At 41.7% G+C, this 25,929-nt stretch carries 21 protein-coding genes; 8 read left to right on the forward strand and 13 right to left on the reverse strand.

Features of this window, described 5'->3' with window-relative positions:
- Positions 1 to 648, forward strand: a complete 648-nt coding sequence (locus MMO38_RS02645) for a 3-oxoacid CoA-transferase subunit B (RefSeq protein WP_241322435.1) — start codon at positions 1 to 3, stop codon at positions 646 to 648.
- 73 nt (positions 649 to 721) lie between these two features.
- Entirely contained in the window at positions 722 to 1,894 is a 1,173-nt protein-coding gene (locus tag MMO38_RS02650) for a thiolase family protein (protein WP_241322436.1), read from the forward strand.
- A gap of 181 nt (positions 1,895 to 2,075) precedes the next feature.
- Here the strand turns inward: MMO38_RS02650 and MMO38_RS02655 are convergent, their stop codons facing one another.
- The 5 genes from MMO38_RS02655 to MMO38_RS02675 form a co-directional block, all read right to left on the reverse strand.
- Complete coding sequence (locus MMO38_RS02655; protein ID WP_241322437.1) at positions 2,076 to 3,440, reverse strand: MFS transporter; 1,365 nt, start codon at positions 3,438 to 3,440, stop codon at positions 2,076 to 2,078.
- A gap of 94 nt (positions 3,441 to 3,534) precedes the next feature.
- Positions 3,535 to 4,812: a DcaP family trimeric outer membrane transporter gene (locus tag MMO38_RS02660; protein ID WP_241322438.1), complete on the reverse strand. Its 1,278-nt coding sequence runs from the start codon at positions 4,810 to 4,812 to the stop codon at positions 3,535 to 3,537.
- A gap of 296 nt (positions 4,813 to 5,108) precedes the next feature.
- Complete coding sequence (locus MMO38_RS02665) at positions 5,109 to 5,813, reverse strand: class I SAM-dependent methyltransferase (RefSeq protein WP_241322439.1); 705 nt, start codon at positions 5,811 to 5,813, stop codon at positions 5,109 to 5,111.
- 66 nt (positions 5,814 to 5,879) lie between these two features.
- A complete protein-coding gene (locus MMO38_RS02670; protein ID WP_241322440.1) occupies positions 5,880 to 7,574 on the reverse strand; it encodes an AMP-binding protein in 1,695 nt (564 codons plus the stop codon).
- A 104-nt stretch (positions 7,575 to 7,678) separates the two neighbouring features.
- On the reverse strand, positions 7,679 to 8,296 hold the full coding sequence (locus MMO38_RS02675; protein WP_004671136.1) for a TetR/AcrR family transcriptional regulator: 618 nt from the start codon (positions 8,294 to 8,296) through the stop codon (positions 7,679 to 7,681).
- Between the two features lie 145 nt (positions 8,297 to 8,441).
- Here MMO38_RS02675 and MMO38_RS02680 point away from each other — a divergent pair, with 145 nt between their 5' ends.
- Genes MMO38_RS02680 through MMO38_RS02700 form a run of 5 tightly spaced genes read left to right on the forward strand, consistent with a single transcriptional unit; the run spans position 8,442 to position 14,956 of the window.
- Positions 8,442 to 9,614 (forward strand): isovaleryl-CoA dehydrogenase, encoded by a 1,173-nt coding sequence (locus tag MMO38_RS02680; RefSeq protein WP_241322441.1) that lies wholly within the window; start codon positions 8,442 to 8,444, stop codon positions 9,612 to 9,614.
- 24 nt (positions 9,615 to 9,638) lie between these two features.
- Positions 9,639 to 11,240 carry a carboxyl transferase domain-containing protein gene (locus MMO38_RS02685; protein WP_241322442.1) on the forward strand — a complete coding sequence of 534 codons (1,602 nt, stop codon included), beginning with the start codon at positions 9,639 to 9,641 and terminating at the stop codon, positions 11,238 to 11,240.
- Between the two features lie 10 nt (positions 11,241 to 11,250).
- Complete coding sequence (locus tag MMO38_RS02690; RefSeq protein ID WP_241322443.1) at positions 11,251 to 12,054, forward strand: enoyl-CoA hydratase/isomerase family protein; 804 nt, start codon at positions 11,251 to 11,253, stop codon at positions 12,052 to 12,054.
- Positions 12,055 to 12,065: 11 nt separating this feature from the next.
- A complete protein-coding gene (locus MMO38_RS02695; protein WP_241322444.1) occupies positions 12,066 to 14,057 on the forward strand; it encodes an acetyl/propionyl/methylcrotonyl-CoA carboxylase subunit alpha in 1,992 nt (663 codons plus the stop codon).
- On the forward strand, positions 14,054 to 14,956 hold the full coding sequence (locus MMO38_RS02700) for a hydroxymethylglutaryl-CoA lyase (protein WP_241322445.1): 903 nt from the start codon (positions 14,054 to 14,056) through the stop codon (positions 14,954 to 14,956). The genes MMO38_RS02695 and MMO38_RS02700 overlap by 4 nt, the downstream gene beginning before the upstream one ends.
- A gap of 108 nt (positions 14,957 to 15,064) precedes the next feature.
- On the opposite strand, the gene MMO38_RS02705 is transcribed toward MMO38_RS02700, so the two are convergent.
- Complete coding sequence (locus tag MMO38_RS02705; protein WP_241322525.1) at positions 15,065 to 16,021, reverse strand: LysR family transcriptional regulator; 957 nt, start codon at positions 16,019 to 16,021, stop codon at positions 15,065 to 15,067.
- A 203-nt stretch (positions 16,022 to 16,224) separates the two neighbouring features.
- On the opposite strand from MMO38_RS02705, the gene MMO38_RS02710 reads away from it, so the two are divergent.
- On the forward strand, positions 16,225 to 19,695 hold the full coding sequence (locus MMO38_RS02710; RefSeq protein ID WP_241322446.1) for an indolepyruvate ferredoxin oxidoreductase family protein: 3,471 nt from the start codon (positions 16,225 to 16,227) through the stop codon (positions 19,693 to 19,695).
- A gap of 102 nt (positions 19,696 to 19,797) precedes the next feature.
- Here MMO38_RS02710 and MMO38_RS02715 read toward each other — a convergent pair whose 3' ends face one another.
- From MMO38_RS02715 to MMO38_RS02745, 7 genes are all read right to left on the reverse strand, one after another.
- Entirely contained in the window at positions 19,798 to 20,133 is a 336-nt protein-coding gene (locus MMO38_RS02715) for a DUF3325 domain-containing protein (protein ID WP_075315596.1), read from the reverse strand.
- On the reverse strand, positions 20,130 to 21,824 hold the full coding sequence (locus tag MMO38_RS02720) for a PepSY-associated TM helix domain-containing protein (RefSeq protein WP_075315597.1): 1,695 nt from the start codon (positions 21,822 to 21,824) through the stop codon (positions 20,130 to 20,132). The genes MMO38_RS02715 and MMO38_RS02720 overlap by 4 nt, the downstream gene beginning before the upstream one ends.
- Positions 21,825 to 21,828: 4 nt before the next feature.
- Complete coding sequence (locus MMO38_RS02725; protein ID WP_005090518.1) at positions 21,829 to 22,176, reverse strand: hypothetical protein; 348 nt, start codon at positions 22,174 to 22,176, stop codon at positions 21,829 to 21,831.
- 168 nt (positions 22,177 to 22,344) lie between these two features.
- A complete protein-coding gene (locus MMO38_RS02730; RefSeq protein WP_075315598.1) occupies positions 22,345 to 22,770 on the reverse strand; it encodes a YbaN family protein in 426 nt (141 codons plus the stop codon).
- A 111-nt stretch (positions 22,771 to 22,881) separates the two neighbouring features.
- Positions 22,882 to 23,478: a biliverdin-producing heme oxygenase gene (locus tag MMO38_RS02735; RefSeq protein ID WP_017395133.1), complete on the reverse strand. Its 597-nt coding sequence runs from the start codon at positions 23,476 to 23,478 to the stop codon at positions 22,882 to 22,884.
- Between the two features lie 33 nt (positions 23,479 to 23,511).
- Entirely contained in the window at positions 23,512 to 24,426 is a 915-nt protein-coding gene (locus tag MMO38_RS02740) for an energy transducer TonB (RefSeq protein WP_075315599.1), read from the reverse strand.
- 9 nt (positions 24,427 to 24,435) lie between these two features.
- The gene (locus MMO38_RS02745) at positions 24,436 to 25,923 is read right to left on the reverse strand and encodes a surface lipoprotein assembly modifier (RefSeq protein ID WP_241322447.1); all 1,488 of its coding nucleotides are present in this window, start codon (positions 25,921 to 25,923) and stop codon (positions 24,436 to 24,438) included.
- Positions 25,924 to 25,929 lie beyond the last annotated feature (6 nt).

Raw genomic sequence — 25,929 nt, forward strand, 5'->3', positions numbered from 1 at the left:
ATGGCTTGGTCACGTAATGAAATGGCACAACGTGCTGCACAAGAACTCGAAGATGGTTTTTATGTGAATTTGGGCATTGGTTTACCTACCCTTGTTGCCAATTATATTCCAGAAAATATGAATGTTTGGTTGCAATCTGAAAATGGTTTACTCGGTATTGATGCATTCCCAACTGAAGATACGCTTGATGCCGATCTGATCAATGCTGGAAAGCAAACCATTACGGCGCGTGCTGGCGCAGCTTTTTTCTCTAGCTCTGAATCCTTCGCCATGATCCGTGGTGGTCATGTCAATATTGCAATCCTAGGGGCAATGGAAGTTTCTGAACAAGGTGACTTGGCCAACTGGATGATCCCTGGCAAAAAAGTCAAAGGTATGGGCGGCGCAATGGATTTGGTGGTCGGTGTTCAGAAAGTTGTGGTTCTGATGGAACACTGTGCCAAAGATGGTACGCCAAAGATCGTCCCGAATTGTAGTCTCCCTTTAACAGGTCAAGGTGTGGTACATCGTATCATCACTGATTTGGGTGTGATGGATATTACACCACAAGGTGTTGAGCTGATTGAACTGGCGAAAGATGTGACACTTGAGCAAATACGTGCTGTGACCGGTGTACCTTTAATTTTTAATAAATCCTTAGTTGCTTGATTTGATCGAATGTTCTGCTCTGGTTTCAACTAGAGCAGTTTTATCACAACATAAATTTTAAGAGATATTAAAAATGAGTTCTATTGTTATCGTTTCAGGTAGTCGTACCGCGATGGGCGGTTTTCAGGGTAGCCTATCCGCTTTAACAGCACCTGAGTTGGGTGCTGCTGTGATTCGTGAATCTATTCAACGTGCAGGTATTCGACCTGAACAAGTTGATGAAGTGATTTTTGGTTGTGTATTGAGTGCAGGTATTGGTCAAGGTCCTGCTCGCCAAGCGATGCGTAAAGCTGGTGTTCCTGATCATGTTGGTGCAGTTACGATCAATAAACTATGTGGTTCTGCGATGAAAGCGGTATTAATCGCTTCTGATACCCTAAAAGCAGGTAGCGCAAATATCGTGGTTGCTGGTGGCATGGAATCGATGAGCAATGCGCCGTATATCCTGCCTAAAGCACGTGGTGGCTACCGTATGGGGCATGGCGAGGTCAAAGATCACATGTTCTTGGATGGGCTTGAGGATGCTGAAACGGGCCGTTTGATGGGTTCTTTTGCACAAGATATGGCAAATACCAAAAGCTTCACCCGTGAACAAATGGATAACTTTGCGATTTCTTCACTGAAAAAAGCACAAACAGCAATCACAGAGGGATATTTCAAAGAAGAAATCGTTCCTGTTGAAGTTAAAACTCGTAAGGGTGTCGAGCTGGTTGATCAAGATGAGCAACCACATAAAGCAAATCTTGAAAAGATCCCAACGTTACGCCCTGCTTTTAGCAAAGACGGTACCATTACCGCAGCGAACTCTAGCTCTATTTCTGACGGTGCTGCCGCATTGGTACTTTCAACCGAAGACTATGCACAAGCAAATGGTTTAAATGTGTTGGCTAAAATTGTGGCGACTTCAAGCCACTCACAGCATCCAAGTGAATTTACTGTAGCCCCTATTGGCGCGATTCAAAAAGTGCTTGATCGTGCGGGTTGGTCAGTTGAGGATGTTGATGCATGGGAAATCAATGAAGCATTTGCGATGGTGGCAATGGCACCTATTCATGAGTTGGGTATTGATGAAACCAAAGTCAACATTCATGGTGGTGCTTGCGCTTTAGGTCATCCAATTGGTGCTACAGGTTCACGTATTATTCTTTCATTGATCTACGCTTTAAAGCGTTTAGGTAAAAAGAAAGGTGTTGCTGCACTGTGTATCGGTGGTGGTGAAGCAACTGCTGTGGCTATCGAAATTTAAGTTTCAAAAAGTCAAAAATGCATCTCAGACAAGAGGTGCATTTTTTTATCTGTATAAAATTGAAATCTTTTAAAATATTTATCTTTAAAACCTATAAGATTTTGGATTGTGACTTAAATAAAAAAGCACATCAGCGTATCTGATGTGCCTTTAGTATTTGAATAATCATCAAAAAACCAAGTTAAGCATTACCTGATTCAGTTAAATTAGTTTTTACCTCTTCTACCTGTTGTTCTTCATCAAATTTATGACGTTTTAGGCTTAAAATTGCACAGATTGCAATCATCGCTGGAATAGAAATCATCACGAAATTCATAGTGTGCGGTAAGTTTAAAGTCAGTAACAAGCCAGTTAAAATAGGTCCGACGATCGCACCGATTCGCCCGACACCCGATGCACAACCGATTCCTGTAGAACGCACGCTTAATGGATAATATTGAGCAACATAGCTATAAAGAAGAATTGAGGTACCAATGGTCGCAGCACCTGCAACAGTCACTAAACCATATAAAACATAGGCTGGTGAATTAAATCCTAAACCAATGAGTGCCGCAACGCCTGCCATGAGCATACTTAGAATTACTGGCTTTAAATGGAATTTATCTGAAAGAATACCACCGCCAATCGAACCAATCATTGCGCCGACATTTAGAGCGAGTAGGAATAAAATACTCTTTCCGAGTGAATACCCTGCTGCAAGCATCAGTTTAGGCAACCAACTGCTTAAGGCATATACCATTAGTAGGCACATAAAGAATAATACCCAAAACATCAGTGTATTAAAGGCACGACCTTGTTGAAATAATCCTTTGACTGAGCTACCTGTTGGAATATTTTCTTCATTTAGCATTAATTTTGTATTACGGGTAATTGCTTGTTCAGGCGAAATTTTTTGAATAATGTTCTGCGCCTGTTCAGTTTTCCCTGTTTTAACCAAAAAAGTTAACGACTCAGGCAAAAACTTCCACATCACAGGTAATAAAAGCAAAGGAATACCTGCAATCAAAAACATGATTTGCCATCCTTGACTTTCAACCAGATAACTCCCAATCAATGCAGAGAGAATCCCCCCGATTGCATAACCACTAAACATGGTGCCGACTAAGGTACTGCGGATGCGTTTTGGTGCATATTCAGACGTGAGCGCAACTAGATTTGGCATCACTCCACCAATCCCTAATCCTGCCAAAAAGCGTAAAATACCAAACTCAAAAGGATTGGAAGCAAAAGCGCCTAAAAAGGTAAAACCGCTGAATAAAGTGACACAAATTAAAATTACATTTTTTCGACCAATTTTGTCTGCCAAAGCACCAAACAGCATTGCTCCAAACATCATGCCGCATAATGCGGTACTGGCTAGCATTCCTGCTTGGACTGAGGTCAGTGACCACTCTTGCATCAATAGTGGCAATACCACGCCATAAATCACAAGGTCATAACCATCAAAAATAATAATCAATAAACACCAAAGCAAAATGCTCCAGTGAAAAGGGGTAAATTTTGCTTGGTCAATTACTGCATTTACATTAACTGTAGATGTTGTCATTCTGCATCTCCTCAATGAGATAATTTTTCCATCATATTTAAAACGGCATAATGTACCTTAAAGAAAAAAAATATTATTCAAGGTCTTATTTAAATTAAAAATCATAACTCGCCATCATATTAATACGGCTATCTGCCCCTGAACGACCGTCAAATGTTTCTCGCTCGCCATAGACATATTCCATCCCCAAAGTAATCGGCTTGTATGGGTTGTACATGCCGTTAATCCAGCCTTGCCATAGTTCTTTATTTTGAGCTGGGTTATTTTTATGGATACGCGCAAATGCGTTATCGTCTTTGGCTTTCATATAGCCATAACCTAATGTTGAACGGAACTGCGAAGTGAATTGATGGGTAATCCCTGTCGAAATGGAATCAAATTCATTGGTTTGGATGTTGTTTTGATCATCAATGGCATAACTACTATTCGTCCACATCAAGAAGCGTCCATCTCCTTTGATGTGGTTATAATCCGCCTTTAAAAAGGTTTTTGGACTGAGCTGATATTTGCCCCCGATGCCAATGCCCCACGCCCATTCATCATCATTGCTGGTTTTCTTCTCAGCCACAAAGCTACGCCCAGATAGCATCGAACCATTTTCAAACTTATGATTTACGCGCCCAACAAATGCGGGCAAACGCATTTTATTTTCAGGATCAGATGTGGCTGTGTATTTTGGATCTTCAACCGATAACGCGAAGCTGGTATTTGCAGATAAAGAATCGCTATAGCGTACTAACGGAGAGCGTTGTAATGCACCGCCCACATAGGTCGCAGCATCAATCGTTTCGGGATAGTATTCAGGTGCGATAAAGGTAGACCAAGTCTGACCAATCAACCATTTATCCAAAGTAAGATAGGCATGACGAATACGGAACTGATCGCGTGAAGCGCCCCCAAAGAAATCCATTTCTAATTTTCCGCCCACATCGCCTGCTGTTGTTGGTGTGGTGAAATTGAGTCCTATGCGTGAGACATTGGCAGTTGAGTGTAATCGATCTTTTTGTTGGGCTGCTTCCGCTGTGCCCTTGAGTGGAACACCATTGATATTGTTATACATCGTGGATGCGCCTTTCGCTTGATAAGATGCATCGGCACGGATATAACCATATAAACTGACTTCTGCACCAGATTTTAGTTTAGGTGTCAGCGTTTGCGTGGTTACTGGAGAAGCTGCTGCGTTTAGATTGTTTGCTGGCTGTGCCGATGCGGGTTGCTGTACATAGTGTTGCAACATTGTTCTTAACTCTTGCACTTCTTGGCGAAGCTGTGCAATTTCGGCACTCTCCGAAGCTGCATGAGCAGATGACATGACTGCCACAATGGACAGCGTCAGCACGCTTTTTTGCACCGTTAGTATGAACTTTTTCATTAAAATAAGTTTCCTTCTTTTTTGATCTTAAATACCGTTTTAAGATCGCTATTTGTTTGCGTTGTATCCTTTGCAGAAATCATGACTGCATCGCATTTTTTTGTTTTAAAGCATTAACACATTGATTTATTTGGTTTTCACCTCCTTTAAAATACTGATATTGATAAACTCACTCTTTTTTAAAGACAAAAAGATCTAGCAGCGGTGATATAAACCACTGTTAATTAATCATTTGGTAAAAAATAAGTTTAAATGAATCCTTTAATATTTATTCCGTCATAGATTCAAGTCCGTGTTTAGGATGCTTGTGCAGAAAACGTTTGACGCTTCTTTTTCTGCGCGATCAATCCTTGATACATTAAAATTTGGCTATAGGAATGCACATCCATAAAACCTGTACTGTGAAGCAGTTGCTGATAGTCAGTAAAGGAAAGCGTAAAAAATTCCTGTGCCATTCGTTCTAACATTTTCTGACATTGCACTTCCGTCAAGCCTTGTGCCAAGCATACATAACGTAATGCTTGAAGCTGCTGAGGGTCTGTACAAGTCATTAAATCGTATGTCAGCAAGATCCCATCCTCTTTTAAGTGATCATAGATTTCGCTAAAAAAAGTGGGCTTATTTTCATCAGCAATAAAATGAGCAACCAAAATAGAAAGTGCAGCATCAAAATAGGCATGATCAGATAAAGTAGAAGTTTCACCATGTACAAATCTTACTTGAGCAGATCGACCTAAATCAGCGACCAGTTTCTGGGCTTTTTCAAGCATGGTGAATGAGGGATCGACTGCTGTAAACTCCCAACTCGGATGCCTTTTGAGTAGATATTCCAGTTCATAGCCTGTGCCACAGCCAACGATTAAGATGTGCGCGTGTGGCGGTAACGCTGATTGTAAAATGGCATCCACCTGTTGATGGATAATTTCATAACCCGGAATTAATTTACGGATATGTTGATCATATTCTTCAACGACTTTCGGACTACTGAAATCTTTTGCCATTTTGTTTTATCCTTTACTTGTGCGACTTTTAAAATGGTGCTTTTTATAGCGAATGTAAAACATCATTTAGTCGAATACCGTTCCTGTTAAATTAAGCTCAGCACGCATAATTTCCTGTAACTTGAACTTTTGTGCTTTACCTGATGCTGTCATTGGAAATTCATTAAAGAATTTGACATAACGTGGCACTTTATTATGAGAAATATGTGCTTTACAGAAGCTACGGATACCATCTTCATCGCTCTGATGATGCTCATGTAGAATGATGCAGGCACACAGCTCCTCACCATAGCGAGTATCTGGTAAACCAATGACTTGAACATCGCTGATATCTGGATGGGTATACAAAAAGTCTTCTATTTCTTTTGGAAATAGATTTTCACCGCCCCGTATCACCACATCTTTTATACGTCCTTTGATTTTGACAAAGCCATCAGCATCCATTTCAGCGATATCACCTGTATGCATCCAACCCGCAGTATCAATCACTTCATTGGTTTTTTCTTGTTCCCCCCAATAACCTGCCATCACTGAATAACCACGGACACATAATTCGCCTAAAATTCCCTGAGGAACGATTTGTCCTTCTGGATCGACGATTTTGATTTCAACATGTGGGTGGACATGACCAACAGTGCTAACGCGTTTATCAATGGTATCACTCACCGAACTTTGTACACTGACGGGAGAAGTTTCTGTCATGCCATAGCAAATAGTGATTTCTGACATATGCATTCGATCAATCACACGTTGCATGATTTCACGTGGGCATGGGCTGCCTGCCATAATGCCAGTACGCAGACTAGATAGATCAAATTCATCAAACTGTTCATGCTCTAAAGTGGCGATGAACATGGTTGGTACGCCGTATGCTGCCGTACAACGCTCGTTGTGAATTGTCTTTAGTGTTTCTAATGGATTAAAAACAGCTGATGGATACACCATAGTAGAACCATGTGTGATACAGGCTAAATTTCCCATCACCATACCGAAACAGTGGAATAGTGGTACAGAGATGCAGACTTTATCCTGTGGGGTTAAACCAATGCCCTCACCGACAAAATAACCATTATTTAAAATGTTATGGTGGGTGAGCATCGTGCCTTTCGGATTGCCTGTTGTGCCTGATGTAAATTGGATATTAATGGTTTCATCAAATTGCAGTTGTTGCGCGACTAACCGTAATTGTTCGAGCTGTTCTGCGGTTGGCGCGACGACAAGATCACTAAAACGATGAATTCCTATGTGTTGCTGCTCATCAATTTTGATCACAAATTTTAAGAATGGTAGTCGTTCGGAATGAATCACTTTATCCGTACAGAAGCTGATCTCCGGTGCGATTCTCGTGAGCAGTTCTTGGTAATCTGTGGTTTTGAACTGTGATGCGATGATCAGTCCTTTGCATGAGACTTTATTTAACACATATTCGAGTTCATGGCTTTTATAGGCTGGATTGAGATTGACTAAAATAATCCCTGCTTTAAACGCTGCAAACTGAGTGACTGTCCATTCCACACAGTTTGGAGACCAAATCGCTAATCGATCACCTTTTTTCAAACCGAGTTGAAGCAAACGGCATGCAAATGCATTTACTTCATCGTGCAGCTCTTTATAGGTTAACCGTCTGTTCTGATGCGAACTCACAATTGCCTCTTGTTCAGCATATTGCTGACAAGCTTGGTCAAATTTCTCTCCAATCGTCATCCCCAACAGGGGTTGCGAACTTGGCCCAGAGGCATAGCTTAACTGTACGTGTTGCATTGAATCATTCTCCTTGATTCTTTGTAATTCTCATCGCTCTAATTGTTGTTACTGCAACTACTCTTCAATCTGCCTATTTTGTAATTTTACGGATTGTGCATGCTCTACTTTTTCCGTACGGCATCCACACAAAAGTCAGCAATCTGTTTTGAAAAATAGTCCTTGTGTTGCTGATCAAACTTTGTATGTTGAGCTGGGTCTAAAGGCTCGACCACCACAAAAGTCATGGCACCAACCACACACAGTGCCGTGGTATTTAGGTCTTCTAAGACAAACTCACCACTTGCATTTCCATCCGCAAGGATTTTAATCACACTCTGTTTAATCAACTGCTTCACCCGAAAACGCTCATGTTCAACCGAAGAGTCAACGGGTTCAAACATAAGTGAATACGCAAGCTGCGGACTGTTCAATGCTCGTTTGACGAAAGTCGCAACGGCCTTGTGCAATTTATGTTCTGCAGTCAGATCACTTTCTGTGATTGCATCAATCACCAAAAGTTCGGTATTGATGGCTTCTGACAAAACTTCAATCAGCACCTGACTTTTATTGTCAAAGTAGCGATAAACCAGACCACTTGAAACGCCTGCTTGCTCAGCAATTGTTTGTATCTGCGCGTCTTTAAAGCCTCCTTCTGAAATTAATTTTCTCGCCGAACTCAAAATCGCCTTACGATTTTGCTCCATTCGCTCTTGCATTAAAGATGATCGTTTATAGCTCATAAATTTTATTCTCTAACAAATAAAGTGAATTGTAAATCATTTTATGAATCTCTATTCACTTTTTTAAAAAATCATTGTATGGTACTTCCTAAGCACCTACAAGAATGCTTATGGAACAACAAATATAACCAATGGGATGAACACAATGAACCTACGTAGCTTGAATTTTGGCCTCGATGAAACACTCATTGCACTACAAGATTCAGTTGCCGCATTTTGTGCAAAAGAAATCGCACCAATTGCTCAACAAGTTGATCAAGACAATATATTCCCTGCTCATCTTTGGAAAAAGTTTGGCGATATGGGTTTATTCGGCTTAACAGTTTCCGAAGAATATGGTGGCACTAATCTTGGCTATCTTGCTCACATCATTGTCATGCAAGAAATTTCTCGCGCTTCAGCAGCCATCGGGCTTTCTTACGGTGCTCATTCTAACTTATGTATCAATCAAATTAACCGTAACGGAAGCGAACAACAAAAACAGAAGTATTTACCTAAGCTAATTTCTGGTGATTTCGTCGGTGCTTTAGCGATGTCTGAGCCAAATGCGGGTTCGGATGTGGTCAGCATGAAATTACGCGCTGAGCAAAAAGGTGATCATTTTGTTTTAAATGGTTCAAAAATGTGGATCACCAATGGTGGTGATGCAGATGTACTCGTGGTCTATGCGAAAACAGATCCTCATGCCGGTGCGAAAGGTATGACAGCCTTTTTAATTGAAAAAGATATGAAAGGTTTTAGCCATGGTCATCATTTAGACAAACTCGGAATGCGTGGCTCTAACACTTATCCGCTGTTTTTTGACAATGTTGAAGTTCCAGTCGAAAACGTACTCGGTGGTGTTGGCAATGGAACAAAAGTCCTGATGAGCGGTTTGGATTATGAGCGTGCAGTATTAAGTGCGGGCCCACTCGGGATTATGGATGCGTGTTTGGACGTGGTGATTCCGTATTTGCATCAACGTGAACAATTTGGACAAGCATTAGGTGAGTTTCAGTTAATGCAAGGCAAGCTAGCAGACATGTACTCGACTTGGTTGGCATGTAAAGCGTTGGTCTATGCAGTAGGTGCAGCTTGTGACAAAGCCGATCATGACCGTAGTCTACGTAAAGATGCCGCAAGTGCCATTTTATATGCTGCCGAAAAAGCCACATGGATGGCGGGTGAAACGATTCAAAGCTTAGGTGGAAATGGCTATATCAATGAGTTCCCTGCTGGTCGTTTATGGCGTGATGCAAAACTTTATGAAATTGGTGCAGGCACATCTGAAATTCGTCGCATGTTGATCGGACGTGAATTGTTTAATGAAACCAAATAATAACGATAAATCAGGATGCAGCTTATGAATCAATTACAAAGCAAAATTAATGTCAGAAGTGAAGACTTCAAAACCAATCAACAAGCTATGCAAAGCTTGGTCAATGATTTGACTCAAGTTGCTCAGTCTATCGCTTTAGGTGGCGGTGAAAATGCTCGTCAAAAGCATTTGGCGCGAGGAAAATTACTTCCCCGTGAACGTATTGATCATTTAATTGATGTTGGCACTGCCTTTTTAGAAATCGGACAACTCGCTGCGTACAAGGTTTATGAAGATGATATCCCTGCTGCTGGTGTCATTGCTGGTATTGGACAGGTCAATGGTGTGACGTGCATGATCGTTGCCAATGATGCCACAGTCAAAGGTGGGACTTATTATCCCCTCACCGTCAAAAAGCATTTACGCGCCCAAGAAATTGCTGAGCAGAACCATTTACCTTGTATTTATCTGGTCGATTCTGGTGGTGCATATTTACCGATGCAAGATCAGGTGTTCCCAGATCGTGATCACTTCGGGCGTATCTTCTACAATCAAGCACGTATGTCGAGCCAAGGTATCGCCCAGATTGCTGTGGTCATGGGGAGCTGTACCGCAGGTGGTGCTTATGTTCCTGCAATGTCAGATGAAACCATCATTGTACGTAATCAAGGCACGATTTTCTTAGGCGGTCCTCCTCTAGTTAAAGCAGCAACAGGTGAAGTTGTAAGTAGCGAAGATTTGGGTGGTGGTGATGTGCATACCCGTCTCTCAGGTGTTGCTGATCATTTGGCAGAAAACGATGAACATGCAATTGCGATTGCACGGAATATCGTTGCAAATCTCAATAAAAAGCCAAATGACTTAAACAAGCAGATTGATGAGCCACTATTTGATGCCAAAGAGCTATACGGTGTCGTACCAAGTGATGCACGTAAACCATTTGATGTACGTGAAGTGATTGCTCGTATCGTCGACGGTTCCCGTTTTGATGAATTTAAAGCACGTTTTGGTTCAACCCTGATCACAGGTTTTGCATCGCTATACGGCATGCCAGTCGGGATTATTGCCAATAATGGGATCTTATTTTCTGAGTCTGCACAAAAAGGCGCGCACTTTATTGAGTTATGTACCCAACGCAATATTCCGTTGTTGTTTATACAAAATATCACAGGCTTTATGGTCGGTCGTCAATACGAAAATGAAGGCATTGCCAAACATGGTGCCAAACTGGTGATGGCGGTTGCAACTGCGAATGTCCCTAAACTGACTTTAATCATTGGTGGTTCTTTTGGTGCAGGTAACTATGGTATGTGTGGCCGTGCTTATTCACCACGCTTTTTATGGACATGGCCGAACTCGCGTATTTCTGTGATGGGCGGTGAACAAGCAGCCAGCGTACTTTCAACTTTGAAACGTGATCAGATTGAGCAAAAAGGCGCAGAATGGTCAGCACAACAAGAAGATGAATTTAAGCAACCGATTCGTGATCAGTACGAACGTCAAGGTCATCCTTACTATGCCTCTGCCCGCCTATGGGATGATGGTGTGATTGATCCTGCTCAAACACGTCAAGTGCTTGGGTTGAGCCTTGCAGCAGCCATGAATGCACCGATTCAACCAACCAAATTCGGCGTGTTCCGCATGTAAGAGGTGTTTTATGAGCTATCAATTTTTACAACTGGAACAGCATGATCAAGTGGCATTTGTGTGGCTAAATCGACCAGAGCTACACAACGCCTTTAATACTACGGTGATTGAAGAGTTACATGCTTGTTTTAAGACCTTAAATAGTCGTGATGATATTCGAGTGGTGGTTTTGGCTGGCCGTGGCAAAAGCTTTTCAGCAGGTGCAGATCTCAATTGGATGAAACAGGCGGGTCAAGCCTCTTCAGCAGAAAATGAAGCTGATGCGATGAAACTCGCGCTGATGCTTGATGCGCTTGCAACGCTAAAACAACCAACGATCGCTCGAGTTCATGGCATCGCCTTTGGTGGTGGGATGGGGCTTGCCTCGGCTTGTGATATTTGTATTGCCAGTACCGATGCGAAGTTTGCAACTTCTGAAGTCCGTTTGGGACTTGCACCTTCTACGATTAGCCCTTATGTGATTCGTGCGATTGGAGCAAGACAGGCTTCACGCTATTTCTTAACCGCTGAACGTATCTCAGCACGTGAAGCCAAACAAATTGGCTTGGCACATGAAATTGCGGATGCGGAAGATTTAGATAAAAAGGTTCAAGAGATTATTGATGCATTATTACTTGGTGGTCCACAAGCTCAGGCCGCATCGAAACAATTGATTCAAATGGTCAGCAATCAAAGTATGAATGATCACTTGCTTCAGCAGACTGCACAGCATATTGCACAAGTCCGTCAAGGTAGTGAGGCAAAAGAAGGTTTAAATGCCTTTCTAAATAAACACTCTCCAGCATGGGCTTTAAATCCCAATAACAACAATTAAGGACGATCAAAATGTTTGAAAAGATTTTAATTGCGAACCGTGGTGAGATTGCTTGTCGCGTGATTCGTACAGCGAAAAAATTGGGTATTGCAACGGTTGCGGTGTATTCAGATGCTGATGCGAATGCACAGCATGTCAAACTTGCCGATGAAGCGATTTATATCGGTCAATCTCCTGCAACGCAAAGTTATTTACAAGCTGACCGTATTATTCAAGCGGCAATTGATACAGGTAGCCAAGCGATCCATCCAGGTTATGGTTTTCTTTCTGAAAATGACCAGTTTGCCCTTGCCTGCCAACAGCACAATATTTGTTTTATCGGTCCACCAGTCGATGCCATTTTAGCCATGGGCTTAAAAGCAACCTCTAAAGCTTTGATGGAAAAAGCAGGTGTACCTTTAACACCGGGTTATCACGGAACTAACCAAGATGCTGAGTTTTTAAAACAGCAAGCAGATGAGATTGGTTATCCAGTGTTGATCAAAGCCAGTGCTGGTGGTGGTGGTAAAGGGATGAGTTTGGTGGAACGCAGCGAAGATTTCCTACATGCCCTTGCCTCGTGTAAACGAGAGGCGAAATCAAGCTTTGGCAATGATGATGTCCTCATTGAACGTTATGTGATACAACCACGGCATATCGAAGTGCAAGTATTTGGTGACACGCACGGCAACTATGTACATCTATTTGAACGTGATTGTTCGGTACAACGTCGTCATCAAAAAGTGCTAGAGGAAGCACCTGCTCCACAAATGCCAAGCGATAAGCTCGATGCGATGCGTCAAGCTGCAATTGATGCTGCACGTGCGGTAGATTATGTCGGTGCTGGTACGGTGGAGTTTATTGTTGAGCAAGACGGTACAGCCTATTTCATGGAAATGAATACTCGTCTCCAAGTCGAACACCCTGTCACTGAAATGATTACAGGTGAAGATTTAGTGGAATGGCAACTTCGTGTTGCTGATGGTGAACCTTTGCCAAAACTACAGCATGAATTACAAATTCATGGACATGCTTTGGAAGCACGTATCTACGCTGAAGAACCTGAAAAGGGATTTTTACCTGCAATCGGTAAAATTGACTATCTTCGTTACCCAACTCAAAACCAATACGTGCGTGTAGATAGTGGGATTATTGAAGGTGACGAAATCACCACTTTCTACGATCCAATGATTGCCAAGTTGATCGTATGGGGCAAAAACCGTGAAGCGGCCTTGATTCAAATGCAACATGCACTGAGTCAATTCCATGTCGATGGTTTAGGCAATAACATAGCCTTTCTAGAAAAGATTGTACGCTGTGATTCCTTTAAACAAGCCAAGTTGGACACCAACCTGATTCAACGAGAAGAACAGTTTTTGTTTAGCCCAGCCAACATAAAATCTGAGTTTGTTGTTGCGACTGCATTTATTGAGTTTTTAAGCCAAATGCAAAACAACCACTCAGGTCAAAAACAACTTTGGCAGGCACAACCGTTATGGCGTTTAAATGTTGCTTATCAGCACAGTATTAAACTGAATTATTTAAATCAAAATATTCAGATAAAGTTCGTCGCGGCTGAACAAGGTTTTAACGCAGAATTTAATGATCAAACTTTCCATATCTCTGGTGAACTCATTGATCAACATAGCGCTTCAATCCAAATCAATGCAACTCAGCAAAGACTCGCATTTAACCGAAGTTCACAAGGCATTACTTTGTTCCATACAGGGCAAAGCTATAAGTTTGATTATATTCATCAAGACTTTAATCAGGCGGATAGTCAAGCTGAACAAGGGCACTTGAAAGCGCCTATGCCGGGTGTAGTGACCCAGTTACTTGTAGGTGCGAATCATACGGTGAAAAAAGACGATATTCTCATGACACTCGAAGCGATGAAAATGGAATACACCATTCGTGCACCGAAAGATGGTGTGATTGTGGATGCTTATTTCCAAGTGGGTGATCAAGTTAAAGTCGGTGATGAACTTGTTGAGTTTCAAGCTGCTGAGGAGGAAGTTGCATGAGTGAGTTTGTCAAAATCGTGGAAGTTGGGCCGCGTGATGGACTACAAAACGAAAAGCAGCCCTTAACCATAGAACAACGCTTCAATTTCATTAGCGACCTGATTGATGCTGGCTTGAAATCAATTGAAGTGGGTTCTTGCGTTTCGGCTAAATGGGTTCCGCAGATGGCGCAAAGTGATGAGTTATATAAACTGCTGCCGCAACGTGCTGACTTAAACTTGAGTTTGCTGACGCCGAATCTCAAAGGCTTTGAAGCAGCGCTCGCAGTTGGCTGTAAAGAAGTTGCGGTATTTACCGCGGCTTCTGATCGTTTTACCCAAAAAAATATTAACTGTTCGATTGATGAAAGTTTAGAACGGTTTTCTGAAATTTTCCAAGCTGCCAAGACACATAATGTTCGTGTCCGTGGTTATGTCTCTTGTATGGTGGATTGCCCTTATGAAGGTGCAATAGATCCCAAACAAGTGCTTAGCGTGGTTAAACGGCTCTATGACATGGGCTGTTATGAGATTTCATTGGGTGAAACCATTGGTACAGCGACGCCAGATCGTGTTCAAAAAGTTTGGCAAGCCTGCTTGGCTGAACTGGATAGCAACGTCTTGGCTGGGCATTTTCATAATACCTACGGCATGGCAATCGCCAATATCTATCAGTCTTTGCAACAAGGTATCCGTATTTTTGATTCGTCTCTTGCTGGGCTTGGTGGTTGTCCCTATGCCAAAGGCGCATCAGGCAATGTCGCCACTGAAGATCTATATTATTTGCTATCTCATATTGGATATGAAACTGGAATTAATTTAGAGAAATTGATGAGAGCAAGCCAAAATATCAATAAAACCCTGAATCGAAAAAATTTATCAAGCTATGCCAATACCTATTTGCAGCAACATTGCGCATAAATAAATTCATCAACTGTTCAAGCAATGCTCCGCAAATTTGATTTGAAGGAGCATTTAAAAATTATTCTTTTCTATGATTGATTTCAGTTATTTTATGTTCCGAATGTCCTATTCAGTATGGGTTAATTGATAAAAATAAGAGGTATCCGCCTCTATTTTTGGGGCAATATGCTGTTCTACCCAGTCTAACCATGCTCGTGTTTTGGCATCAATAAAATGTCGGGATGGTAATAAGGTATAAACACCAATATCTGGAGAACGCCAATCTGGCAAAATGTGACAGAGTCGCCCCGCACGAACAGCCTCAATCACCGTAAACATGGGTAAAAGCGCGATCCCCATATCTTGTTGAACCATATCTAACAAGAGTTCTGGCGTATCTGCAATCAATTGTCCTGTAATATCAATTTGATAAGAGCAACTGCTTTTACTGACTAGATGCCATTGTGCTGTGATGGATGGATTGACTAAACGCAAACAAGCATGCTCATGCAAATCATCTGGTGATTGTGGTATGCCATGTTTTTTCAAATACGTCGGTGATGCACATAGCACTGAAAATATAGTACCAATACGTCGTGAAACGAATCTAGAATCCGTCAAAGATTCAGTGAGATAAAGACTGACATCAATCCCTTTGGCTAAAAGATCAGGAGCATTTTGAGACGTGCGATATTCAACAGTCAGTTCAGGGTAAGTTCTACAAAACTCAGCCATGACAGGTGCGACGTAGTAATGACCAAAACTGGCCATACTCAAGATACGTAATCGACCTTTTGGCTTTGTGGCTGTTCCTGTCGCCTCCGCCTCTGCTTCATCAATCATTGCAATCACTTGCCGACAACGTTCCGCATAAGTTGCACCAATATCGGTCAACGCATGCTGTCTGGTAGAGCGTTGCAGTAATTTAATTCCTAAGCGTGTTTCCAACTCACTGATCAGACGTGAGACCTGCGCTGTGGTCAGATCCATCTGCTCAGCCGCTGCGGTAAAACTTCCACTGTCGATCACTTTCAGGAAAGCATGCATAGCATGCAACAGTCCACCCTCGTGATTTTTGCGCATAACGTAAATATCTTTTCCTAAATTACGCATTGTTGCACCAGTTTAGATCATCCACAATGGTAAATATGTACATACATTGAGCCAGCCCTTTCTCAAAGATGCTCAGCCCATTTTAATTTTTCGTATGTCAATTGCTCCAAACTTCAACTCGGATGTTGAGAAAAGAAAGTCGCACGAACGACCACAATACTAAGGAGACATAAATGAATATAGCGACAAAATTTACACCAAGAATGATTACGACAAAGGATGTTTCACTTGAAGATAAATATATAAGCGATGACGGTACTGCTTATATGACAGGTATTCAGGCATTGGTTCGTTTACCACTTGCCCAGACACGTCGAGATACTTTAAACGGTTATCAAACCGCAGGTTTTATATCTGGCTATCGCGGCTCCCCTGTTGGTAATTATGATAGTTTCCTTTGGCAAATAGGCGGTTTACTCAAAGATCATCATGTTGTCTTTCAACCGGGTGTAAATGAAGACTTAGCTGCAACCGCAATTTGGGGCACGCAACAAGCCAACCTTGCTGGACAAGGCAAATATGATGGTGTCACTTCATGGTGGTATGGCAAAGGTCCTGGTGTTGATCGTTCTGGTGATGTACTTCGCCATGCCAATCTAGCCGGTACGTCTGAACATGGTGGTGTTGTTGCTCTATTTGGCGATGACCATTCCTGTAAGTCTTCTACTGTTCCGCATCAATCTGAACACGTCATGATTGGCTGTGGCATTCCTATTTTCTATCCAACATCCGTACAACATATTTTAGACCTTGGTGTTCATGCAGTCGCCATGTCTCGCTTTACAGGCGTTTGGACATCAATGAAATTGGTCAGTGAAATTGTTGAAACATCTGCTTCAGTCAAGGTCGGTCTAGACCGCGTAACACCGATTATTCCAGAAGATGTTGTGTTCCCCGAAGATGGCGTAAATATCCGCTGGCCTGATCATGGCATACAACAAGAAGAACGACTTTATAAATATCGTTTACCGGCAGTATTGGCTTATGCACGTGCCAATAAACTGAACCGTGTGACTTTGCCATGCAAAAATGCGCGTATCGGAATCGCCGCAAGTGGCAAAGGTTATTTAGATACGATTGAAGCATTGCGTATATTAGGAATTGAAGGTGAAACGGCTGAGCAACTCGGATTACGTGTTTATCAAGTTGAATTGATTTGGCCGTTAGAACCTCAAGGTATCCGCGAATTTGCACAAGGCTTACAAGAGCTGATCGTGGTCGAAGAAAAACGACCAATCCTTGAAGCACAAATCAAAGATGAACTCTATTCCCTCCCAGATGGTCAACGTCCTCGAGTCATTGGTAAAGCCTGTGATGGAAAAGGTGAATGGAGTACCTCAGTTGAAGAAGCACCACTCATTGGACATTATGAATTCCAGCCTGAACCGATTGCTAAAATGCTTGCAACTCGATTCTTAGGCCTTGATTTACCAGAAGCGTTAAGAACACAAATTCAAAATAAAGCAGACTTATTACTTAAAGCAGAACAAGCGTCTCACGGTGTAACTGATCTCGCAGAGCGCAAACCTTATTTTTGTAGCGGTTGCCCACACAACACCTCAACCGTCCTTCCTGAAGGAAGTCGTGCGCTTGGTGGTATTGGTTGTCACTATATTGCGGTTTCACTTGATCGCGGCACAGAAACCTTCTCTCAGATGGGCGGTGAAGGTGTGAGTTGGGTTGGTGCATCCCCTTTCACCAATGAAAAACATATCTTTGCAAATCTTGGTGATGGGACCTATTTCCATTCAGGTTATCTTGCCATTCGCCAAGCGATCGCCGCTAAAGTGAATATTACTTACAAAATCCTTTATAACGATGCGGTTGCCATGACAGGTGGACAACATGTCGATGGTCACTTGAGTGTCGCTCAATTAACCCGCCAGTTAGCAGCGGAAGGGATAAAAAAACAAGTCATTGTGACAGATGAGCCTGAACTGATTCATGCGGAAGAAGGAATTGCAGCAAATGTAGAAATTCATCATCGAAATGAATTGGATGCGATTCAACGTCAATTGCGCGAAACGTCAGGTGTTACTGCTTTAATTTACGTACAAACTTGTGCCAGCGAAAAACGCCGTCGTCGTAAACGTGATGCCTATCCTGATCCAGCAGAACGTATCTATATTAATACCGATATATGTGAAAGCTGTGGTGATTGTTCTAAAAAATCGAATTGTTTATCCATTGAAACTGTAGAAACTGCATTAGGACCAAAACGCCAGATTAATCAAAGCACGTGTAACAAAGATTTTTCTTGTGTTGACGGTTTCTGTCCAAGTTTTGTCACGGTACATACCCGCGACATGAAACGTCCTGAAAAATTTGAAGGTATTGCTGCTGGTTGGCCTGAAACACCAATCATTCCAGTACTTGATGATGTGCCAAATCGTATTATGGTAGGTGGTGTTGGTGGTACAGGTGTAGTGACGATTGGTGCCCTACTCGGTATGGCAGCACATCTTGAAGGTAAAGCAACACGTGTGATGGATATGGCTGGACTGGCTCAAAAAGGCGGTACGGTTTATTCCTATATCCAAGTCGCAAATTCAGATGAGCATATTTCTTCAACCAAGATTCCAGCGGGTCAATGTGATCTTTTAATCGGTGCAGATGCCGTGGTTGCTGGTAGTGGTGCTGCACTTTCTCGCTTAAAAGAAAATGCGGTGGTGATTGTGAATGAAGATGCTTCACCGACATCAGACTTTATTGACTCTCGTGACTGGTATGCGCCTATCAGTGACTTAGTTGATCGTCTACGTGGTCGTACCCGCAAAGGCACACTAGTATCACTATCTGCGACACGTATCGCAACTTTAGTACTGGGTGATGCAATCTTTACCAATCAACTATTACTTGGTATGGCATGGCAATCAGGTCGTATACCGCTATTACGTCAAAGCATTGAAAAAGCGATTCAACTCAATGGCACTGCCGTAGAAAAGAATCTCGAAGCTTTCCGAATTGGGTGCCATCTTGCGAGTGATCCAAGTTTAGCGCCACGATTGCTTGCAGCCATGCAAAAAACTAAAAAGCCTGAAACATTGGCTGAATTAATCGAGGATCGTTCAGCACGTTTGGTTGACTATTGGAATGAAGCCTATGCGATGAAGTATCGTCGTTTAGTTGAACAAGCATCGAAAACATTACCAGAGGAATTGACCGTGACGATTGCGACACAACTGTATCGTGTGATGGCTTATAAAGATGAATATGAAGTCGCTCGTCTTTTAACCGGTAAAAAATTCAAAGAGTCGATTGAAACCCATTTTGGTAAAGGCTTACGCTTAACTTACCATCTTGCTCCACCGACTTTAGGTGCTGATCAAAATATTAGTAAGCGTGCTTTCGGATATTGGATTCGTTTTCCAATGATGTTGCTGGCTCGTTTGCAGTTGCTTCGGGAAACCTTCCTCGATCCATTTGCACGTCATGAAGAACGCAGACGTGAACAAGCTTGGCGTGATCGTTATATCACATTTGTTGAAGCATTAATTGCATCACCTGAACAGTATGACTTAACTGTCGCTGAGGAAATTGCTCAGTTACCAGTAGAAGTACGTGGCTTTGGTCATATCAAAGCACAAGCCATGCAAACAGCGATGCAACGTTGGGATGAGTTATCTTTAGCACTAAAAAAATAAGGAAATAGCAATAAAGTTGATATGACGACTTTATAAAAGAAAATTCAAAGCGTTAAGAGTTTAGCTCTTAACGCTTTGTTTATGAAAATGCAGAATTACATACTATATCAAGTGTATAACCAATAAAATCAGAAATAGCACTGCAACTACAGCATTCACTTTTAATATCTTTTTAGGCGAATAGGTCAATAACAATCCGACCGCCAAAGCTGCAAAGCTAATGCACCCTAACCATTCTGAAAGTCCAATTGAAATGCCTTTAAAGTATGCAGTGAATCCCGCAGATACAATCAGCAAGCCCCAACCTACAATTTGAAATAAACGACAATTTCGTTGACTGACTGGGCTTGAGAAAATCTCACGTTGGTGCTTCGCCATCGTACAAGCCAGACTCGACAATCCAACCACACAAACACACCATAGTAGCAAAGCAGTCATTCTATAGACTCCTGTGCATTCTTGTTTTTAGGCTGCGCTTTTTTCTTGATCGGTAAGCCTTGATAACGTTTTAGCTTGTAGTAAGCGTAAATAAAGATCAGTCCTAAAGTGATCGATACCAGATCAAAACTTGCAATCATCCATTGACCAAGATAGATACTTTTCCAGAGTGGCATACCTCCAGTTAAGACATTGAGTATTGGAATCAATAAAAACATGACCGCAGCCAAAGCGAGTTGATCCAACCATGCAGGACGATGTTGACGAATTGCGGCATGGACTAAACACAACAACCAAGTGATAAAAAATACCTTAATTTCAATGGGTGAACGTTCAATAATTTGAGCTGGAATCAGTCGATTGGCAAAGAAATATGAAGCACAAGCAATTGGTAATCCTGTAATCGCTGCAATATTTAATACTTCAACTACACGATGCCCGACAGGTTTGTAGCCCAACTTTTGAACATCTGGTGCGCGTTTAACCACCCATAGAATAAGTCCAGATGCGATCATCATCGTACCTAACACACCTGATAAAAATAACAACCAACGTAAAACTGAATCTACGCCATGTGCCATATGAAGCCATGTCACTAAGGTATAAATCGCTTTTGGAGTTGAATTGACAGGCTTCGCCTCATCTATTTCTCGACCAGTTACCGCATTGAATTTTAATGACGGGATACTTTCTCGATCCATTAACGTTGTGGTACGTGTAGCGTTATATTGTATTTCGGCTTCTACCGTATTGGGTTTATTGACCCTGATCGAAGAGATGGGATTGTTTAACCAACTGTGTTGAACAGATTGTGTCAGCGCAGTTAAATTAACCATTTCCGCAGCCTCAACAGGCTTATTTTCTTGCACTGATTCAACACGACCACCGCCACGATTTCCTCGTCCTGTCAGCAACCCTTTTTGTTTTTGTTCTTCCAGTAAACGGGCTTGTTCAGGTGTTTGAGCAACAGGTTGATTGAGAATCTGATAGAAACTGCGCACATCGCCATAATGTGTATTCATCGCCCAAGGCATAAACAAATGCATCAGCAGCAATAAACCACTAAAAGTAATCATGATGTGAAAAGGTAAAGCAAAAACCGCCGTCGCATTATGCGCATCCAGCCAAGAACGTTGCCCTTTGGCAGGTCGGAAAGTAAAGAAATCTTTGAAAATCTTTTTATGCGTGATAATCCCGCTAATGATAGCGACAAACATCAGTAGTGTTGCGATACCGACAATCCAGCGTCCCCAAATACGCGGCATGCCATATAGCTCAAAATGGAAACGATAGAGAAAAGCTCCACCTCTAGTTTCTCTCGCCTTAATCTCTTGGCCTGTTTGAGTATCTAAGTAAATCTCTCCACCACGTCGTCGTTCTTCACCGGCTTGGCGGATATTCAGCATAATGGCGGGTTGTCTTTCATTGGCAAAACGAATATTCCAACTCTCGGCATTTTGACCTTTCTGATTCAAATATGCCAAGGCATGGCTAAGTTGTTGTTGCTGTGAAACTGTATTCACAGATTGGTGTAGCTCTGGTTTCATCCAAACAGTAATTTCATTTTGGAAGAAGCTCAACGTTCCTGTTAAAAATACTGCATATAACAACCAACCTAACAGTAAACTCGCCCAAGTATGCAGCCAAGACATCGATTGGCGTGGTCCCTCATTTTTACCATCAACACGCATGATGTCATCCTTGTAACGATAAATAGATCAGTGTCATCAATACACTCGGCAGTACTACAGAGAGCCAGACTTTAAGCGTTGAATTGACCATAAAGACCCAAATGAACAAAGCACAATGAATGATAAAAGCCAGCATGGTGACGCTTAAGACCGCATTTGCTTTTAAAGGTTCAGTCGGAAATAAAAATACAATCAGCATTGCTGTGATCGCTGAAAAGTAATAACCACCAAAAATTGCTAAGACAAAGCGAGATAAGACCATCAAACGATATTTAATTAACGCTGATCGTTGAATAGTCTTTTTGGAGATGGTCTTAGTGGCGACGAAGGGAATTGATGCTTCAATAGTCATAACGATACCAATAGTGGTGACGACTATTCAGGATCATCCCCACCTTAATCTATGATTAAAAAATTGCTTGGAGCATACACAAAACTAATAAAAATAACAATAATGATAATTATTATCACAAGTAAATGATTCAATTTTATGCATTCAGTATGTACAGATCGACATAAACTATTTGCTCCACATCCAGATCAAGACTACAGCCATACATGCAATGAGAGGATATACCACCCAAGGATGCGGAATGATCCAGATCATAAGACCTGCAGCGACACTCATACTCACCGTTGACATATATTTTGCTTTTTTAGGTATGCGACGATTTTCCCTCCATTCTTTTATGATCGGACCGATAAAACGATGGTTTAACAACCATTGATGAAGCTTTTCTGATCCCCTCGCCGCAAAGAAGACTGCCAATAAAATAAAATCGACAGTTGGTAAACCGGGAATAAAAATCCCGAGCACTCCCAAAGCAATGCATAACCAAGCGAGACATATAAATAACATGCGCCACCAAATCGAACGTGCGACTTTATTTTCTGGTGATGGTGCGGAAGTTAGTTCCATATTTAACTTATTCTCTGTGTGATCCATATGTTTCATACTCAGTTAGGCATAGTTTGATGAGTTAAGTGCTTTGAGAATTTTCTAATCTTTGCTGTGTATTTCCCCAATCTGGATAAATAAAAATTGCTTCTCAAAGATTTAGTGCATTTCATCCAATCGATTGAGTGCGTTACCAAAATAACCAAAAGCATCTAAAGCACCTTGGATCACACGGTCTTGCTGAGATTGATCAAAGCCTGTCTCATCCAAAGCTTGTACAAAACGTTTCCACACCTTGGCACGTCCTTCGGGATAGGCAGCAAGATTTCGAGCAGCAAAAGTTTCAGAAAAACCTAAATGCTTTTGTGCTTCTTTAAATAAAAAGGCTGCACCTAAAGTTGAACCCTCCGAAACGTAGATCCAACCTAATGCTTCAGGCATTTCGACATTTTTACTTTGTAAAGGTTCACCTTTTGGTACTAGTCCTAAGTCTTGCAAATCTGCCAGTGCTTGTTGAGAACGTCCACGAATCCCTAAATCAGGAATGAGTTCCGCCACGCCTTGCTTTTCGAAAAGATGTTCAATCTCTTTCTGAAAGTAGTATTGTGACAAGGTGAATTGTGTATATCGCTCTTTACTCGAAAATACCGCTGCTTCAGCCATCAATTTGTGCATACGTTCATGTTCAGTTGCGGTTTCATGTTTTAAACGTTGGGACAATTGATTAGCAATCATCTGTTCTGTTGCTGCATTCATTTTCTTTCTCCTAAAATAGATATCACGGATGGTTCAACGATTCCGACTGAGTTTAAGTTGGACTGGGAAGTCCACGACCACGGCCACTGCTCGACCGTTCACTTGATAAGGTTTAAATTTTGATTTAAGTGCAGCTTGTATGACACGTTGATCCAAGCTGCTGATGCCTGAGCTTTGTTGTAGTTGAATATCTGTCGCCTGACCGTTTTCATTAATACGTATACGAAGTTCAACCGTGCGATCTTGTTGTTTTAGTTCACGATCCTCATAGCTTAGTTTTGCAAAACTTAATACATCTACACGACTCACTTGTAATGGTTCATTTGGGGCGACTTGGCTATCTGGAGCACGTGCAAGTTCCTGTTGTGTCGCGGGTGTCATCACTCCACCAGCGTTGGAATGGCTCTCTCCTTGTTGTTTTGATACATTTGGGTTTTGCTCCGATGTGAGCTGTTGTTCGATCTTTTTTGTTTTTAAGGTCAGATCTTTATTCAGGGATGGCTTTGAATCTACAGATACTTGAGTTGGGGTAGCTTGCTCATTTTTATGATTATGTTTTGGCTGGCTATCTGATATCACACGATCAACATGTGTGCTGCTGAGTGTGCGAGTATTTGCGGCGGGTTTGGATGATACAGTTGCATTTGAACTCTCTGATACGCTTCGTTTTTGCTTCTCTGACTTGATTGCAACAGCACTTTGTCCAGACGATCGTGGTGATGATTGTTCGGCACTGGACAATGAAACGAAATGCACTTTTAATGCATTCACTTTAGGTGCGCTATCCAATGTATACGGTTCTATCAGATGGCTGAGCAACCACAATGCTGCAATATGCAAAAGCATGACCGTACCTACAACGCCCCATTTCCCGAAATGATGAGGATGCAATTCAGAGAAGCGAGGAAATTGTTGTTTATAACTTGGAGATAGATTTTTTAATTTCATCAGCCTCTCCTAGAAACGGTGTTCGAGTTTCAGGCTGACATTGTGCTTGTCATAAGTGTACAACCAGTCCACATTGCTATCATTGTGGTTATAACGATAAGTTAAATTCGGCGTTACGCCATAAAATTTGAAGCGTGGCATTTGCACAACAAACGTATAATTTTGTTCAAAATCATGTCGTCTTGCTTCATAAACCTTTGCGTATTTATCAAACTGTCGCCAACGATAAGAACTTAATAATGTTGTATGAATTCCAATATTCCATGGTTTGCTTATACCTAGACGAATTCCTTGTTGCTGGTAAGCCGCGGTATATTGTTCTTGTGTCGAACGATCAAGGAGGTCGAGTCCACCAAAGAATGTCCATTGTTCTGGTAAAATTTTCCAAAAAGTCGCCAGTACCGAACGCTCTTGCCCATTAAGTGTTTTATAGGTGTGATAATCAAAATCTTTAATTTCTGCTTCAAGTTTGAGTGCTTTATCTCCTGAAATAAATCGCATCCATTCAATCCGTCCGCCCCAAGCATCGTACAAACTCTCGTTGCCATAACGTTTGTGTTCAAATAGTGGACTGAAATTAATTTGGTTTTTTAAATCGTAATAGCTATAACCTGCATTTACGTTGAGGGTGGATTCGTTATAATTGCTTTGGTTATCGTAGGACTGTCCATAAGCTAGAGCACGTAGTGCAACACCATGATTTTCTTTGATGGAAAAACGTTTGATCAGGCTTACGTCATAATCTATACCATTTGCTGAAACTGCTTTTGGACTTCCTCGTGTAATTTGAGCTGGGATAATGTTGCCATCTTTATCCATGCCATACAGCGTCCAAGTTTTGCTTTGTTCTGATGAACTGTTTAGATTGCTCGCATAAGTCGGACCTATAGCAATAGAACCTTGCCATGCATCTCGTTGAGCAAGCGCTTTGACGAAAAGCTGAACCGTTTTTTGTACTTCTGGTGGAATGACACTGTGATCACTTTGTTCTAATTTATTTTGAATCGTTATAAAAAGGTGTGCTGCCTCTTTGTTCTTCTGTTGTTCAAACAGCACACGCGCTAACTCGAGTTCACAAATCAGATTGTTCGGTTGTTTATTTAAACTGCTTTGGAATTTTTGTTCAGCCAGTTTTAGTTGTCCCTGAGCACGTGCCAATGCACCTTCAGCGAAATCAGTTAAAGCCTGATCATACTCAGGATAGTTTTGATAATGCACTAAATAGATTTGAACATTTACCCAGTGTTTTTGCATAACCGCTAGATATAGCGCTTTGGCTAGATCATCTTGATTTTTCTCAACGACATAGACTTTTCCATTGATTTGGAGTTCAGGTAGTTTTTCAGTGCTCCGAATCGTACCTTGTGCTTGAAATGAACGCTGTTGTTGTAATAACTGCTGATCTAGGCTCTGATTTAGGCGAAGTTGAGTCTCATCATCCGCATAGAGTGATGTATTTCCCCATAAAGCCAAGCAACACAGCAATGTTCGTTTCATATCAAC

It is taken from the genome of Acinetobacter sp. NIPH 1852 (genome assembly GCF_022549455.1).
In the GTDB taxonomy this organism is placed as follows: domain Bacteria; phylum Pseudomonadota; class Gammaproteobacteria; order Pseudomonadales; family Moraxellaceae; genus Acinetobacter.

Bases quoted from the DNA above. Each gene is read 5' to 3' on its own strand.
- MMO38_RS02660 (WP_241322438.1), bottom strand. From the start codon at position 4,812: ATGAAAAAGTTCATACTAACGGTGCAAAAAAGCGTGCTGACGCTGTCC.
- MMO38_RS02685 (WP_241322442.1), top strand. From the start codon at position 9,639: ATGAATCAATTACAAAGCAAAATTAATGTCAGAAGTGAAGACTTCAAA.
- MMO38_RS02700 (WP_241322445.1), top strand. From the start codon at position 14,054: ATGAGTGAGTTTGTCAAAATCGTGGAAGTTGGGCCGCGTGATGGACTA.
- MMO38_RS02645 (WP_241322435.1), top strand. From the start codon at position 1: ATGGCTTGGTCACGTAATGAAATGGCACAACGTGCTGCACAAGAACTC.
- MMO38_RS02680 (WP_241322441.1), top strand. From the start codon at position 8,442: ATGAACCTACGTAGCTTGAATTTTGGCCTCGATGAAACACTCATTGCA.
- MMO38_RS02670 (WP_241322440.1), bottom strand. From the start codon at position 7,574: ATGCAACACGTACAGTTAAGCTATGCCTCTGGGCCAAGTTCGCAACCC.
- MMO38_RS02665 (WP_241322439.1), bottom strand. From the start codon at position 5,813: ATGGCAAAAGATTTCAGTAGTCCGAAAGTCGTTGAAGAATATGATCAA.
- MMO38_RS02745 (WP_241322447.1), bottom strand. From the start codon at position 25,923: ATGAAACGAACATTGCTGTGTTGCTTGGCTTTATGGGGAAATACATCA.
- MMO38_RS02740 (WP_075315599.1), bottom strand. From the start codon at position 24,426: ATGAAATTAAAAAATCTATCTCCAAGTTATAAACAACAATTTCCTCGC.
- MMO38_RS02675 (WP_004671136.1), bottom strand. From the start codon at position 8,296: ATGAGCTATAAACGATCATCTTTAATGCAAGAGCGAATGGAGCAAAAT.
- MMO38_RS02720 (WP_075315597.1), bottom strand. From the start codon at position 21,824: ATGCGTGTTGATGGTAAAAATGAGGGACCACGCCAATCGATGTCTTGG.
- MMO38_RS02735 (WP_017395133.1), bottom strand. From the start codon at position 23,478: ATGAATGCAGCAACAGAACAGATGATTGCTAATCAATTGTCCCAACGT.
- MMO38_RS02695 (WP_241322444.1), top strand. From the start codon at position 12,066: ATGTTTGAAAAGATTTTAATTGCGAACCGTGGTGAGATTGCTTGTCGC.
- MMO38_RS02650 (WP_241322436.1), top strand. From the start codon at position 722: ATGAGTTCTATTGTTATCGTTTCAGGTAGTCGTACCGCGATGGGCGGT.
- MMO38_RS02690 (WP_241322443.1), top strand. From the start codon at position 11,251: ATGAGCTATCAATTTTTACAACTGGAACAGCATGATCAAGTGGCATTT.
- MMO38_RS02725 (WP_005090518.1), bottom strand. From the start codon at position 22,176: ATGACTATTGAAGCATCAATTCCCTTCGTCGCCACTAAGACCATCTCC.
- MMO38_RS02655 (WP_241322437.1), bottom strand. From the start codon at position 3,440: ATGACAACATCTACAGTTAATGTAAATGCAGTAATTGACCAAGCAAAA.
- MMO38_RS02730 (WP_075315598.1), bottom strand. From the start codon at position 22,770: ATGGATCACACAGAGAATAAGTTAAATATGGAACTAACTTCCGCACCA.
- MMO38_RS02710 (WP_241322446.1), top strand. From the start codon at position 16,225: ATGAATATAGCGACAAAATTTACACCAAGAATGATTACGACAAAGGAT.
- MMO38_RS02715 (WP_075315596.1), bottom strand. From the start codon at position 20,133: ATGACTGCTTTGCTACTATGGTGTGTTTGTGTGGTTGGATTGTCGAGT.
- MMO38_RS02705 (WP_241322525.1), bottom strand. From the start codon at position 16,021: ATGCGCAAAAATCACGAGGGTGGACTGTTGCATGCTATGCATGCTTTC.